Source organism: Chryseobacterium paridis, assembly GCF_016595215.1.
Lineage (GTDB): Bacteria > Bacteroidota > Bacteroidia > Flavobacteriales > Weeksellaceae > Chryseobacterium > Chryseobacterium paridis.
Genome location: NZ_JAENHK010000010.1, coordinates 2,192,122 through 2,206,674 on the forward strand (window position 1 = coordinate 2,192,122; position 14,553 = coordinate 2,206,674).

At 33.1% G+C, this 14,553-nt stretch carries 12 protein-coding genes; 6 read left to right on the plus strand and 6 right to left on the minus strand.

The annotated features are described in order from the left end of the window. Positions 1–19 precede the first annotated feature (19 nt). From JHL15_RS19390 to JHL15_RS19400, 3 genes are all read right to left on the minus strand, one after another. Complete coding sequence (locus JHL15_RS19390) at positions 20–955, minus strand: endonuclease/exonuclease/phosphatase family protein (RefSeq protein WP_200248443.1); 936 nt, start codon at positions 953–955, stop codon at positions 20–22. Between the two features lie 340 nt (positions 956–1,295). Beyond that, positions 1,296–1,967 (minus strand): tRNA (guanosine(37)-N1)-methyltransferase TrmD, encoded by a 672-nt coding sequence (gene trmD / locus JHL15_RS19395; protein ID WP_200248445.1) that lies wholly within the window; start codon positions 1,965–1,967, stop codon positions 1,296–1,298. Further along, positions 1,964–3,223 (minus strand): NAD(P)/FAD-dependent oxidoreductase, encoded by a 1,260-nt coding sequence (locus JHL15_RS19400; RefSeq protein ID WP_200248447.1) that lies wholly within the window; start codon positions 3,221–3,223, stop codon positions 1,964–1,966. The genes trmD and JHL15_RS19400 overlap by 4 nt, the downstream gene beginning before the upstream one ends. Positions 3,224–3,291: 68 nt before the next feature. On the opposite strand from JHL15_RS19400, the gene JHL15_RS19405 reads away from it, so the two are divergent. Next, positions 3,292–4,152 carry a glycoside hydrolase family 25 protein gene (locus tag JHL15_RS19405; RefSeq protein WP_200248450.1) on the plus strand — a complete coding sequence of 287 codons (861 nt, stop codon included), beginning with the start codon at positions 3,292–3,294 and terminating at the stop codon, positions 4,150–4,152. Here JHL15_RS19405 and JHL15_RS19410 read toward each other — a convergent pair whose 3' ends face one another. Further along, positions 4,153–5,796, minus strand: a complete 1,644-nt coding sequence (locus JHL15_RS19410) for an alpha/beta fold hydrolase (protein WP_200248452.1) — start codon at positions 5,794–5,796, stop codon at positions 4,153–4,155. It lies immediately after the preceding gene. A 205-nt stretch (positions 5,797–6,001) separates the two neighbouring features. Here JHL15_RS19410 and JHL15_RS19415 point away from each other — a divergent pair, with 205 nt between their 5' ends. Continuing rightward, complete coding sequence (locus JHL15_RS19415; RefSeq protein WP_200248454.1) at positions 6,002–7,897, plus strand: ABC-F family ATP-binding cassette domain-containing protein; 1,896 nt, start codon at positions 6,002–6,004, stop codon at positions 7,895–7,897. Between the two features lie 57 nt (positions 7,898–7,954). Here JHL15_RS19415 and JHL15_RS19420 read toward each other — a convergent pair whose 3' ends face one another. Beyond that, positions 7,955–9,013, minus strand: coding sequence for a Gfo/Idh/MocA family oxidoreductase (locus tag JHL15_RS19420; RefSeq protein ID WP_200248457.1), 1,059 nt, complete (start codon positions 9,011–9,013; stop codon positions 7,955–7,957). A gap of 186 nt (positions 9,014–9,199) precedes the next feature. On the opposite strand from JHL15_RS19420, the gene JHL15_RS19425 reads away from it, so the two are divergent. The 3 genes from JHL15_RS19425 (at position 9,200) to JHL15_RS19435 (ending at position 12,744) form a co-directional block, all read left to right on the plus strand. Next, a complete protein-coding gene (locus tag JHL15_RS19425) occupies positions 9,200–11,386 on the plus strand; it encodes a TonB-dependent siderophore receptor (RefSeq protein WP_200248459.1) in 2,187 nt (728 codons plus the stop codon). 87 nt (positions 11,387–11,473) lie between these two features. After that, a complete protein-coding gene (locus tag JHL15_RS19430; RefSeq protein ID WP_200248462.1) occupies positions 11,474–11,989 on the plus strand; it encodes a hypothetical protein in 516 nt (171 codons plus the stop codon). 161 nt (positions 11,990–12,150) lie between these two features. Then, positions 12,151–12,744: a hypothetical protein gene (locus JHL15_RS19435; RefSeq protein ID WP_200248464.1), complete on the plus strand. Its 594-nt coding sequence runs from the start codon at positions 12,151–12,153 to the stop codon at positions 12,742–12,744. A 93-nt stretch (positions 12,745–12,837) separates the two neighbouring features. On the opposite strand, the gene JHL15_RS19440 is transcribed toward JHL15_RS19435, so the two are convergent. Beyond that, positions 12,838–13,473, minus strand: coding sequence for a peroxiredoxin (locus tag JHL15_RS19440; RefSeq protein WP_200248467.1), 636 nt, complete (start codon positions 13,471–13,473; stop codon positions 12,838–12,840). A gap of 97 nt (positions 13,474–13,570) precedes the next feature. On the opposite strand from JHL15_RS19440, the gene JHL15_RS19445 reads away from it, so the two are divergent. Then, positions 13,571–14,449, plus strand: a complete 879-nt coding sequence (locus JHL15_RS19445; RefSeq protein ID WP_200248470.1) for a mechanosensitive ion channel family protein — start codon at positions 13,571–13,573, stop codon at positions 14,447–14,449. Positions 14,450–14,553: the final 104 nt, after the last annotated feature.

A 14,553-nucleotide genomic window follows, 5' to 3' on the forward strand; every position in this document is an offset into this window, starting at 1 on the left:
GTTCTTTATGCTTTTTTTATTATTTAAATTTCACAAAAACCGGAAAATGATCACTGTAGCCTCCCAAATAACGCGTACCTGCATAAGTCCTGAATGGTCTTCCTGCAAATTGCTTATTTCGGCTACTAATCTTTTCAGATTTGAATACTTCGGCACTTTGAAATGATAATCCTACGTTAATCTGATCATTAAAAAATGATTTCGATAATATAATCTGATCAAACAATAAGCCAGATTTATAATGAAAAGTAGAAAAATTTCCTGAAGAAAACAATTCATTAAACGGATTTTCTAGTATTTTATTATGATTGCTATCATAAAGAATATTAGTAAGATTTTCATCATCCGGATTTTCATTAAAATCACCACACAAAATGACATGTTCTTTATTACTATTCACAATGTTCGAAATTCTGTTATGAACCTCCTGCAATATAAAGTCTCTTTTGGGTTTATTAACGTCTTTTTCTCTCTTTGAGGGGAGGTGAGCGATAAAAACATTAATAATCTCCTCTTTATATTTCAATTTTGAATAGAGTACATCTCTAGTTGTATCGTAATATTCTGTGTTTTTATTTTTAATTTCAAAAAAGAATGTAATAGCTTCTGAATCTATCACTTCTATTTTACTTTTATCATATAATAAGGCAACATCTACTTTTCTTTCATCCATAGAATTGTAATGTACAATTCCAAATTGTGAATTAAAAGGTTCCATTGCTACAAGCTCTTCTAAAACTTTCTTTCCAGAAACTTCAGATAAACCAATTAAAAATGGTAATACCCCATTTTCTTCTTTTATTAATTGAAAAACATGTGCAATTTTCGAAAGCTTATTATTATATTTCCTTTCATCCCAGTTCCTTAAACCAGATTTCGTTGGATCAAATTTATGGACAGGTTTTACATCCGGTAAAAATAAATTTTCTACATTATAAAAAGTGAAAAGCTCCATCTACACATATTTCTATTCATAATAAAATAGCCTTGATTCTGAGATTGCAAATTTTTCGTGGGGCAAATTACGAAATATTGTTTTTGATTTTGTACTAAAAATAATATTTTAAGGACATTTTAATAAATACAATACATGAAAACCCTTAACAAATTCGCTTTCAAATTGTTCAAAACAAAATCAAAACGACAAATAATATTTACTTTATTAAAAACAACATCAAAAGATAATTGTTTTTATTTTATTATTTCGCTTTTTATTACAATTATTATTCCATTTTATATAAAAATTCAAAAAAAGAAAAAAAACAACATATCAATAAGAATGCACCATCAATAAATCACAGTAAATCAGGACGTTTCTCTTTTGTTATCCTTACGGCTTCATCGTGACGCCATTCTTCAATCTGTTTGAAATTCCCACTCAATAGAATTTTAGGAACCTCTAATCCTTTATAGTTTTCAGGTCTTGTATAAATAGGGGGGGAAAGAAGATCATCCTGAAAGCTGTCTGTAAGAGCACTTTGCTCATCATTGAGAACACCAGGAATTAATCTGATTATAGAATCTGCCAATACGCATGCAGCAAGCTCTCCACCTGTAAGAACATAATCTCCGATTGAAATTTCTTTAGTAATATGCAGATCCCTTACTCTTTGATCTATTCCTTTGTAATGTCCACATAGAAAGATCAGATTATTTTTTATTGAAAGAGAATTAGCAATTTTCTGATTCAATGTGACACCGTCTGGTGTAAGATAAATAACCTCATCATATGTCCTCTGTGCTTTGAGCTCTGAGATACAATTATCCAGAGGTTCAACCATCATCACCATTCCAGCTCCGCCTCCATAAGGCTCATCGTCGATCTGCCTATGTTTATTTATTGCCCATTCTCTTAAATGGTGAAAATGTACTTCTACCAATCCTTTATCCATTGCTCTTTTCAAAATAGAAGTTTTGAAAGGACTTTCCATCAGCTCAGGAAGTACGCTTATAATATCAATTCTCATTGTAATGTTCCATTTTTCTTAGTAGGAGAGATAATTAATCGTAAAGATGAATCTTTATTGAAATAGCTCCACATCCAGTTGAAGAACACAGCAAGTTTATTTCTGACACTTAAAATAAGCATCAAGTGCAAAAACATCCAGAAATACCATGCTAAAAAGCCCTGAAACTTTATAAAAGGTAAATCTACAACTGCTCTGTGTTTTCCAATAGTTGCTAAAGAGCCCTGATCTTTATATTCATATTCTTTCCAATTATTATCATTTCGTAACAGGTTTCTACCTAAATTCTTTGCCTGATTAATAGCCACATTAGCAACCTGAGGGTGACCTTGCGGATATTTGGGAGTTTCCATGTAGGCAATGTCTCCTATGGCAAAAATATTATTGTAACCTATTATTCTGTTATATCGATCTACTATATATCTGTTTCTAATTAATTTTTCTTCCGGAAATCCGTCTACGACATTTCCTGTTACACCTGCGGCCCATATTACATTATTGGAAGGAATTTCTTTTCCACTCTTCATAATCACCTTGTCACCATCATAATCGGTAACAATCTCTCCGCTTAAAAACGTCACCCCTAAATCTTTAAGATATTTCTCTGATTTCTCCTGAGCTTCAGTACTCATCACTGCAAGAGGTTTATCGGTAGAACTTACCAGGATAATTTTAAGGTGATCGAAGTTCATATAAGGATAATCCCTAGGCAGGATTTCCTTCTTCATTTCCGCGAAAGCTCCAGCCAGTTCAACCCCTGTTGGACCACTTCCTACAATAACAATATTCCAGTTTCCATCATCACTTCTGCTTTTTTCAAGAATTAATTTCTCAAAAGTCATCAAAACATGATTTCTGATACCTATGGCTTCCTGAGTATTTTTCATTCCAAAGGCTTTGCCTTCAAGATCTTTATTTCCAAAAAAATTGGTTTTACATCCAGTTGCAATAATTAATTTATCATACCGGAACTCTGCTTCATCAGTAATCACCCTATTCTGAGAAGGGTCAATTTCTTTTACATCAGTTAATCGAAACTGAATATTCCGTGATTGTTGAAAAATTTTCCTGAATGGAAAGGAAATATTGGAAGGTTCTATCCTCCCACACGCTACCTGATAAAAAAGCGGTTGAAACATATGATGATTTACCCGATCAAGAACAATTACTTTTTTATTTTTATTGTTCAATGTTTTCGCAAGTTGTAGTCCCGCAAAACCTCCTCCGATAATGATGATCTTTTCGCGTGTTTCCATAGTATACAAATTTACTGATTTTATTTAGCATTTTACTTGTTAAAAAGTTAGTTTTGCAAAACTTTATAATGAGAAAAAAGTACACCAAAAAAGCTGCCAAAAACGTTCATAAGAAAAGACGGAAAAACTATTTTTTTCGTCGAAAAGTCGTACTTGCTATTCTTATCCTGACTCTTATTGGAACAGGGTTTTATCTAAAGCAATCTATCAGCTATTACTACGCTTTATACTTTAATAAATTCACTCATAAAAAACTTCATAACAATGAAAAGGAGACTTTGAGAATTCAAAAGATCCTTACAGACAATCTGGATAAAACCTATGGCTTTGATGTTTCGCATTATCAAAACAGAGAAGATATTAAATGGGATAGCTTAAGTATTGGAAATAAAACGATTCCTTTAGAATTTGTTGTCATGAGGGCAACTATGGGAAATAAAAATGCGGATAAACATTTCGATGAATTCTGGACACAGGCAAAAAAACATGAACTCGTGCGAGGCGCCTACCATTTCTACAGAGCAGATGAAGATCCAATTATACAGGCAAATAACTTCTTAGCTAATGTAAAATTAGAAAGCGGCGATCTTCCTCCTATTTTGGATATCGAAAAAATCCCGAAACGCAAAACAAATAAAAAGCTGATTGAAGATTTAAAGGTTTGGTGTAAAATCATAGAGGAAACGTATGGAAAAAAACCTATCATTTACACCTATTACCATTATTATAAAGATTTTCTGAAAGGGGAGTTTGACGGATACACGCTGTGGTTGGCTAATTACAATGATGTCCCTACCCCTTCTCCAGATGATGAATGGGATTTTTGGCAATTTACAGAAAACGGGATCGTACATGGAATTAATACCAAGGTTGATCTTGATATTTATAATGGTAGTTCCTGGTCTTTGAAACGGCTTACTTTAGATTAATTATTTAAAAAATTCCAGGATATCATTATTCAGCTGATCTGGATTTTCAAAGGGGATAAAGTGTGTGGCTTTTTTATAGATCTTAAGTTTAGCATTAGGAATCTGTTTAGCAATAAATTCAGTCTCTTCTTTTTTTATCACGTCATTTTCGCCTGCTATGACCAAAACTGGTTTTTGAATTTTACGTAAAGAACTTTTGCTAATATTAGGTTCCTTAATCATGATTTTTAAAATTCTGGTCTGATTGAATTTTTCTGGTTTATTTTCAAGCTCTAAAACCTGAAGTTCTGTTTTCATACTATTGAAAAGACGTACGTCTACTCCATCAGGTTTGCTGTTTGCTCCAATAGTAATAAGTTTATTAACATTTTCCGGATACTTTAAAACAAATTCTAATCCGGTGTTTCCACCATCACTCCAGCCCACTATATTGATCTTTTTAATTCCCAGCTCATCAATCAATTTTTTGACATCATCCGCGAAAATAGAATAAGTTAGATCATTTTTGGAAGTATCAGTACTCTTCCCTTGCCCTCTGGTGTCTAAAGCAATTACTTTATAGTGTTGAGAAAGCACAGGAATCTGTTGATAAAAATCTTTAATACTCCCGCTGTTTCCATGAAGCAAAACTAAGGGTTCGCCTTCACCATAAGTCTCATAATACAGATCTGCATGGTTTCCTTTCAGGAATTTTCCTGCAGAAGTATTCTTTCCATATATTGAATTTTCCGATGCTATTTTATAAGGACTCAGATCAGGAATAAGATCAGCAAGGCTTTCATCGGAGACTTCGGATTCATCTTTCATATTTTTTCCATTCTTGTCCACTTTTACATCGATATTTATAGCAGGTGCAGCTAACGTCACTTTTTGCCAGTCTCCATAAAACTCCCTCAAAAATCCAGTTCTGAATAAAGCAGCACTAATCTTTATCCTCCCATTAAATCTTTTTAAAAATTGAATTCCGATAAAAAATTTACCCTGCACCCAGATGTTATAATCGTTTACATCTAAAGCAAACGTCCCTGATTTGGTCATATCTTCAGTAAGTGCAACATTAATTTCTTCGTTCAATATATTTTTATCAGGGAAGCCATTTTTCTCACTGTAGATGGTATAACGCATTTGTACAGGTTCATCAGAAACGTAACTGGCTATATTTAAATTAATATTTTTGATCTTAGATCTTCTGGTGGCATTAAACTGTAATGCTGTCTCTCCAAGAAAGTTCTCTTGATTCAGTCCCGGGTTTACCGAATACATGACATTCTTGGTCTTAGTAGTGACACCCCAGTTCTTGTCTACTAATTTCTTAGGTGTTAGCTTTACCTCTTGAATATTCTTTACTTTCTCTTTTAATAATATTTTTTGAGAATTATTCTTTACAAAGTTTTGAACCGTTTCCGTATAATTCTCATATCCTGCCACTTCAATTCTGACGTTCCCTGCCCTATTAGCTTTGGTAAGATCAATCGAAAAATTGCCTTTTTCATCAGAAATAACACCTATATTCTCTTTTTCCACTCCTATTTTCACATAGGGAATCGGTTGATTTTCATCTTTTGAAAGTACAGTTCCGGAAATTATCTGAGCATTAAGAAAGAAGGTCCAAAAAAGAAAGAATAAAGAATTGATTTTTTTCATGGTAAAAGTTTGGGACAAATATCTTTATTTATATCATCCAAAATTCATAACAGTTTATTAAAATTATTCTCCATTTAGTTAAAGATATCTTTATAATATATCGTTTACTGTCATAAGTATTTTGAGGCTTCAGGCAAAGGACAAAATATTTATTAATTAAAACCTTTAATATTTCGTATTTTCGCGCCACGAAATCTTTATAGAAATGAATTACGTTGCTGCTGAGAACCTTACTAAATCATACGGAGTAAAAGTTTTATTTAAAAATATATCTTTCAATATCAATGAAGGGGATAAAATAGCCATTGTTGCTAAAAACGGGAGTGGAAAATCTACCTTGTTGAAAATCCTGATGGGAAGAGAGATAGCAGACAGTGGAAATGTAATCATCAATAAAGATATACAGGTTGTATTATTTGATCAGGAAATTGACTATGATCCGAAGCTGACCATTGATGAGTTTATGATGACTCTTGACTCCGCTCCTATCGCAGCTCTTAAAAACTATCATAAATCACTCCATTCAACAGATCTTGAATTCATTGAAAAAGCCTTGGCTGATATGGAAGTCCATAAAGCCTGGGATCTTGAAAATGAAATGAAGCAGATCTTATCACAGCTTAAAATTACAGATCTGGAAGCCAAAATGGGAACCCTTTCAGGTGGACAGATCAAACGTGTAGCTTTGGCTAAGTTATTAACTGAAACCAGAGCGGAACACCGTCATACCCTTTTAATAATGGATGAGCCTACCAACCACCTTGATGTAGAAATGGTAGAATGGCTTGAAAATTATTTAAATAAAGCTAAGATTACTTTATTGCTAGTAACCCACGACCGTTATTTTTTAGATGGTGTATGTAATATTATTTGGGAAATGGAAGACAATAACCTTTATTTCCATAATGGTTCTTATGCTACCTATCTTGAAAATAAAATGATCAGAGAGGATAATCTTAATTCCACTATCGATAAAGCCAACAATCTTTATAGAAAAGAGTTGGAGTGGATGCGAAGACAACCCAAAGCAAGAACAACAAAATCAAAAAGTAGAATTGATGCTTTTTACGAAACAGAAAAAGTAGCAAAAACCAATACTTCAAAACAAGGTCTTGAATTGGATTTCGAAATGAAGCGTCTTGGTAATAAAATTCTGGAACTTAAAAATATTGATAAAAGCTTTGGCAGTAAAGTATTGTTGAAAGATTTCAGTTATTCATTCCAGCGTGGAGAAAAAGTAGGCATTGTCGGGAAAAATGGTGCCGGGAAATCTACCCTATTAAATATTATCCAGGGATTTGAAAAAGCAGACAAAGGGGAAATTGAAACTGGAGAAACAATTTCTTTTGGATATTTTTCTCAAAAGGGATTAACTTATAAAGAGGATGAAAGAGTAATCGACTTCATTAAAGAAATTGCTGAGTTCTATCCTCTGGCTAATGGAAAAAGTCTTTCAGCTTCTCAGTTTTTAAGATTATTCCTGTTTGATGATCAAACGCAATACTCTCCTATTTCTAAACTTTCGGGAGGAGAGAAAAGAAGATTGCACCTGATGTATATTCTTTATCAGAATCCTAACTTCCTTATTTTCGATGAGCCGACCAATGATCTGGATCTTCCTACATTAACGGTTCTTGAAAACTTTTTACAACAATTTCAGGGTTCATTAATTATTGTATCGCACGATAGATATTTTATGGATCGCATCGTTGATCATATTTTAGCTTTTGAGGGAGACGGGAAAATTAAAGATTTTATTGGCAACTTCTCAGAATACAGAGAAGCCAAAAGCCGTGAAGATTCTTCAGAAAAAAGTGCACCACAAAAAGCAGAGATCAAAGAACCTGTGCAAGCTCCTGTTGTAACTCCAACAAGTTCAAAAAAACGAAAACTGTCTTTTAAGGAACAAAGGGAATTAGAAACTATTGAAAATGAAATGCCTAAATTAGAGGAACAGCGTGAGAAAATCCTTGATCAGCTCAACAATGAAACAGATTATGAAAAAATTTCAAAACTTTCAGCTGAACTAGAGACAATTTCAGCAAAACTGGAAGATCATGAAATGAAATGGCTAGAGTTCCAGGAAATCCTGGGTGAATAATATTATCATTAGAAAATAAAACAATTTCGGCTTCACCTAGGTGAAGCCGAAATTGTTTTAATCAAGATGTATCACTTCTTCTTTTTCTGAGCTCTCAAAACAAGCATCAATAAGTTTCATATTTTGAATAACCTCTTTTCCTGGGGATGGCAGGTCATATCCAAAAACAATATGTTCATAGATCTCCTGGTAGTAATTCATATAGTTTCCAGGCTCACTTGATGTAAGGGTTCTTTCTGTTTCGCCATGGTCATTTACATAATTTAAAATCCCATCAGAATCTTTCAGCGGAAGCATCCAGTTTTCACCATAAGTTGGTAAAGTTCCAGCTACCAGTTCTGTTTCTTGATTATCGGTTCTTTCTTGTAAAAAACTACCTTTATTACCATGAATAACATAAGCGTAATGAGCCTCTTTACTAAAAACAGAAGATTTTAAACGAACCCTCATCTTATTTTTATAAAACAAAATAATCTCAAAATAGTCGTTCGCATATTCTATTCCTTTCATTGAAAAGACATCTCCAAAAAGCTTTTCCGGAAATCCGAAAAGCTGCACTGCCTGATCGATCAAATGAGCCCCCAGATCATGAAGTGATCCGGAACCAGTCTGCTGCGGATTTTCTTTGTGTTGCTTTCCGCTGGGTTCAGTACGAAATCTATCAAATCGTATCTCAGCTTCTTTGATATCTCCTAATTTTTTATCATTAAGAATCTTCTTTACTTGTAAAAAATCTCGATCAAATCTTCTGTTCTGATAAACACTTAAAAACAATCCTTTCTCTTCGGCTAATTGTACTAATTGCTCAGCTTCAGAAACATCAACCGTAAAAGGCTTTTCTACAATGACATTTTTACCTGCTTCAAGGGCCATTTTGACATATTCAAAATGAGTTTGAACCGGAGTGTTAACCACTACTACTTCAACATCAGAATGATTCAGCATTTCCTCTACTGATCGATAGATTGTTGCATCAGGATATTTTTCCTTAGACTCTTCTTTACTTCTTTCTACTACAGCCGACATAAAAAAACCAGGATGTTCTTTTAGAAAGGGTGCATGAAAAACCTTTCCACTCATTCCAAACGCGCAAAGACCTACTTTTACCAATTGCATACTCTATTTTTTTAACAAATATATTGAGAAAAATCTTTCTTTATAAATCTATAGCAGATATAATTTACCACTTATTAGAACATGACAAATATCATTAGAATCATTTTTATTGATTCTAAATAATAATTTCAAATACCTTACTTTTGCGCGTTATTTAAATCCACTCTAAATAAAGTAAAATTAAGAATGAAAAAACAAATTACTACTTTAGGTTTTATGGTTATATCCCTCTCAGCAACTGCACAAATGGGAAATAAATCTGAAACCGATACTATTAGAATTCAAACTATTGAAGACGTAAATCTCCATAAAACAGGAAATCCAAATAAGGCTAAACCGTTATCTACTAAGTCAAATCTTACCGTAATGGAAATTCCTCAGCCAATAGCAATCGTTACTCATGAAGTGATTGAACAGCAACAGGCTAAACAATTAAGTGATGTAATAAAAAATGTAAATGGACTTTACCTTACTTCTGCAAGGGGCGGTTCTCAGGATAGTTTTGGGGGACGTGGTTTTACTTTCGGAAATGATAATATTTTCAAGAATGGAGCAAGAGTTAATAGCGGAGTATTTCCTGAAGTAAGTGGTCTAGAAAGAGTGGAAGTATTAAAAGGAGCCAATGCAATGTTGTACGGAAACGTTGGTCCTGGAGGAATCATAAACCTTATTACAAAAAAACCAAAATTTGATTTTGGAGGTATGGTTGGTTTCAGCACAGGTAGCTGGAACTCATACAAACCTACAGTAGATATTTATGGTCCTTTAAGTAAAAATATTGCATTCAGAGTAAATGGTACTTATGAATATGCTGAGAGCTTCAGAGATCATGTAGAATCTAAAAAGAATTACTTCAACCCTTCTTTTGTGTTTAATCTTAGTGAAAACACTCAACTTATTGTAGAAGGAGATTATTTATACCATACTTTTACACCCGATTTTGGAATAGGTAGTATAGTAGACGAGGCTACTGGAATCTCAAGACTCGCTACAGAAGTTAATAGAAAACAATTTTTTGGGACCAACTGGCAATATCAAACTAATCAACAAGCTACAACAGATGTTGTTTTAAATCATAAAATCAACAATAAATGGGCCTTAAACGCAGTTGCCTCTTACCAGAACTACACCAAAGACTATTTCTCTACAGAAAGAGTGCAATGGACTTATAATTCATCCGTAAACAACTCAAATCCAACTTGGTCTAGACCTTTAGGTAGAAATTATACGGAGCAGAATTATACTTCTATGCAAATTAATTTGAATGGAGAATTTAATACCGGAAGGCTTAATCATAAAGTTTTGTTTGGAACTGATGGAGATTATGGAGTTGCAGATACTTATGCATATAAAATTGACAGCAATACTCCTGTTGTTTTGTCTCTCAATAACCCTTCAACATGGACTAATGAAGGCCCAATGCCAAATACTAGCAGAACATCCAGAAATAGAATAAATACAGCAAGGTATGGTTTCTATGCGCAGGATTTAATTAGTATAACTAAAGAATTTAAAGTTTTAGCTGGGTTACGTTGGTCTAGTATTCAGAATGATGATACTAAGGTAAAGAATTTCTTAACCAATGAAGAAAAACCTACACCAAACAGTGGCACAAAAGAAACTGCGTTTTCTCCAAAAGTGGGTTTAATCTATAATCCTAATGAAAACATTTCTGTTTTTGCTACTTACACCAACTCATTTGTTCCGAATACTGGGTTTGATGAATCAGGGGCTGCATTAAAAGCTTCTACTGTAGATCAATATGAAGTAGGAATTAAGAAAAATCTTTGGAACAATGCATTAGCAGTAAATCTTACAGCTTATCAGATCAATAACAGAGATACATACACCGTACCTAATTTACCAAATGGAGCTGTAGTTCTTTATAGAGTATATGCAGGAAATATCCGAAGCAGAGGGGTAGAATTAGATATCACTGGAAATCCGATGAGCAATTTATCTTTAATTGGGGGTATTTCTTATAATAACGCAGTCTATACAAAAACTCCAAATAATGGATTTGTTGAAGACCAAAGATTAGTAAGAACTCCAGCGTTTACTACCAATGCATCTGCTTTTTATACCTTTACAGACTTTGTAAAGGGCTTAAAAATTGGTGCATCTCTATTTTATACAGGAGACAGAAAAGCTGGCTGGAATGATGTGAAAGGCCAAAAACAAGTTACAAGAATGATTGACATTAACGGTTTTACTACAGTAGATTTTAGTCTGGGATACGAATGGAAAAAATTTGTGCTTCAAGGAAAAGTAGGAAACTTATTTGATGTCGTTAACTACAATGTTCATGAAAACTACTCTGTAAACCCTATAACTCCAAGAAACTATTATTTCACATTAACTTATAAACTTTAAAAATAATAACATCAGTTATTTTTTCATCTAAAGTGGAAGTTGCATTTTTGCAGCTTTCACTTTTTTAAATAAAAACAAACAATAGATATGGATAAAATAAAAGACACCAGAAGTTTTATGAGAATTACCCACAGGTATTTAGGCTATTTTCTTGCGGGAATTATGGCCATTTATGCGATAAGCGGTGTGTTATTGGTATATAGGGATACCGACTTTTTAAAGAAAGATAAAAAGTACAGCACAACAGTTGGCAAAGATCTCTCAGAAAAAGCTTTAGGCAAAGAGTTAAAAATCAAGAATTTTGAAATAGAAAGCAGGGTTGGAAATATTGCTTATTTTAAACAAGGAGCCTATAATACAACTACTGGTGAAGCTAAATACATAAAAAAAGAATTGCCTTTTGCTCTTGATAAAATGGTAAAACTTCATAAGGCACAATCTAAGGACACATTATCTCCATTAAATACCTTTTTTGGAGTTGCTTTATTCTTCTTTGTAATTTCGAGCTTCTGGATGTTCAATCCAAAAACGAAAGCCTTCAAGCGCGGAATGATTTTTACTATTGCCGGACTTGTAGTGTCTATTATTTTAATCTTCATTTAGAAATTGTAAAATAATTAATAAAACAGCATAATTAATTTCATTTTCATTTTTCTTAATTTAACATTATTTTAGTAAAATTAGCTAAAAATACGTACTATGGCACATTTATTGATTTTCACCACCCATAGAATAATAAATATTAATTATTAAAATTATAAATTATGAAAAAACTAATCTTAGCAGGAATAATTGCAGTAGCTGGATTAACAACAACAGCAAATGCCCAAATTCAAAAAGGTAACTGGATGGTTGGTAGTAGTATTGTAGCTAGTAATTTTGGTCTTAATACAGGGGGAGGATATAACATTTCTTTACAACCAAAAGCAGCTTACTTTATTGAAGACAACGTTGCATTAGGGGGATATGTTGACTTAGGTTTTAATAAAGTTACCAAGGGATCACCTACAAATTTTGTATATAAAGTAGGAGCTTTAGGACGTTATTTTGTATCACCAGGTGAAAAAGGTATTGATAATCTATTACACCACGGACGTTGGTTTTTCGAAGGTAACGTTGGTATTGGAGGAACTTCTACAGAAGGAGGAAACTCTACTACAGGTTTAGATTTCGGTGCAGGTCCTGGGTATTCATACTTCATTACACCAAATATTGGTGTTGAGGGTCTTGTTAAATATAATGGTGTTGCCGGATTTGGTAAAAACGGTCTGACTTCAACCCTAACTTTTAACGTAGGATTTAGTATTTATCTTCCTACATCTAAAGGAAAAGAAATTATGAATGACGTAAAAAATTAATTTTTACAAATCATCTTTAAAAATAAAAGTGCCTCGAATAATTCGAGGCACTTTTCGTACAAATTAAAACTAAACTATAAAAAATCAAATAAATCATGTATTGGGTTGAGGCGTATATCTTAAATACGGCCTTATTTCAGTTACTCCTTTAGAAAATATTTTGCGGGCTTCTTCTGTTGATATGGATGGAGGAACTATAACATCGTCGCCATTTTTCCAATTAACCGGTGTAGCCACAGTATGAGAGTCTACCAACTGTAAAGAATCAAGAACTCTGATAATTTCATTGAAGTTCCTTCCTGTAGATGCTGGATAAGTTATTATTAAACGTACTTTCTTGGCAGGATCAATAATCAGTAAAGAACGTACTGTTGCTGTTACAGAAGCATTGGGATGAATAAAGTCATATAATTCTGAAACTTTTCTATCCTTATCAGCAATAATCGGGAACTGCACTTCTGTATTCTGTGTTTCATTAATATCTTTAATCCAGTTTTGATGATCTTCTACTCCATCTACACTCAGAGCAATTACCTTTGTATTTCTTGCATCAAATTCTGATTTCAGTTTTGATGTAAAACCAAGTTCAGTAGTGCAAACAGGTGTATAATCAGCAGGATGCGAAAATAAGATCCCCCAGGAATCTCCCAGATAATTATGAAAATCCAGATCACCTGCAGTTGTTTCTGCCTGAAAGTTGGGTGCTATATCTCCTAGTTTAATTGACATACTATTCTCGTTTATTAGTCTACAAATTTAGTAGACTTTTTTGAACTGGCAAATTTTTTGATGAAAATTTATATATTACATTAAAAAAAATTAATACATGGAGAAAATTGGTTTAAGTTATGTTGATGTCGTCTATAGAGTTTTGCAAAGCTGGTACCTCAAATTTGCAGAACTGACCCCTAAATTAATTGTTGGAATACTGGTTTTTTCTTTTTTCTTATTTACAAGTAAATATTTTAGTCAGCTTGCCGTAAAGCTCTTTCATAAATTATTTCCCAAAAGCGAAAAGGAAAGTTCCCTGGTTACTTTATTAGCTATTTTCCGTTTTATTATTATGCTGATGGGAAGTTTTATCGCATTAGAAATAATGGGATTCAGTGGTTTTCTCTGGAAATTCATTGGAAGTTTAGGAGTAGCAGGGGTTATTGCAGGGGTTGCATTAAAAGATCTGGTATCGAGTATATTTTCAGGAATGCTGATTGGAATTGATAAAGCTTTTAAGGTCGGAGATTATGTCTCTATTGGGAACAACTCAGGCACTGTAATGGAGATTGGATTTCTTACCACTAAAATAATTACAGATGACGGTAAAAAAGTGTATATACCGAATCAGGTTATCTTTAATTCACCATTTTCTAATATTACCGCATCCCCTCAGAGAAGGATTATATTAAACTTTGAAATTCCTGCTGATGAAGATATTAACAAAGCCCAAAAAGGAATTTTAGAAGTTATTAAAAGTTTAGAGTACGTTGATAAATTAGATACTGCTGAAGTTGTATTTACAGATCTGAAACAAGGAGTATTTAATCTTCAGGCAAAGTTCTGGATGACTATAGGAGCTAATATTACCAGGGTTAAAAGTGACGCTTATTTAAAGATCAAACAACGTCTGGACAGTGATAATATATTATTGGTGACACCAACAAGTATCAGTATTACTAATGGAGACACCAATCTGGCAGGAAATCAATAGATATAAACTGCTTTAGAGATCGTCCATTATCACTATTTTGAAGTTTGAAATACACAAAAAAACCGTTCCAGTCACTGAAACGGTTTTTTATTTATTTAAAATTT

Bases quoted from the DNA above. Each gene is read 5' to 3' on its own strand.
- JHL15_RS19390 (WP_200248443.1), bottom strand. From the start codon at position 955: ATGGAGCTTTTCACTTTTTATAATGTAGAAAATTTATTTTTACCGGAT.
- trmD (WP_200248445.1), bottom strand. From the start codon at position 1,967: ATGAGAATTGATATTATAAGCGTACTTCCTGAGCTGATGGAAAGTCCT.
- JHL15_RS19400 (WP_200248447.1), bottom strand. From the start codon at position 3,223: ATGGAAACACGCGAAAAGATCATCATTATCGGAGGAGGTTTTGCGGGA.
- JHL15_RS19405 (WP_200248450.1), top strand. From the start codon at position 3,292: ATGAGAAAAAAGTACACCAAAAAAGCTGCCAAAAACGTTCATAAGAAA.
- JHL15_RS19410 (WP_200248452.1), bottom strand. From the start codon at position 5,796: ATGAAAAAAATCAATTCTTTATTCTTTCTTTTTTGGACCTTCTTTCTT.
- JHL15_RS19415 (WP_200248454.1), top strand. From the start codon at position 6,002: ATGAATTACGTTGCTGCTGAGAACCTTACTAAATCATACGGAGTAAAA.
- JHL15_RS19420 (WP_200248457.1), bottom strand. From the start codon at position 9,013: ATGCAATTGGTAAAAGTAGGTCTTTGCGCGTTTGGAATGAGTGGAAAG.
- JHL15_RS19425 (WP_200248459.1), top strand. From the start codon at position 9,200: ATGAAAAAACAAATTACTACTTTAGGTTTTATGGTTATATCCCTCTCA.
- JHL15_RS19430 (WP_200248462.1), top strand. From the start codon at position 11,474: ATGGATAAAATAAAAGACACCAGAAGTTTTATGAGAATTACCCACAGG.
- JHL15_RS19435 (WP_200248464.1), top strand. From the start codon at position 12,151: ATGAAAAAACTAATCTTAGCAGGAATAATTGCAGTAGCTGGATTAACA.
- JHL15_RS19440 (WP_200248467.1), bottom strand. From the start codon at position 13,473: ATGTCAATTAAACTAGGAGATATAGCACCCAACTTTCAGGCAGAAACA.
- JHL15_RS19445 (WP_200248470.1), top strand. From the start codon at position 13,571: ATGGAGAAAATTGGTTTAAGTTATGTTGATGTCGTCTATAGAGTTTTG.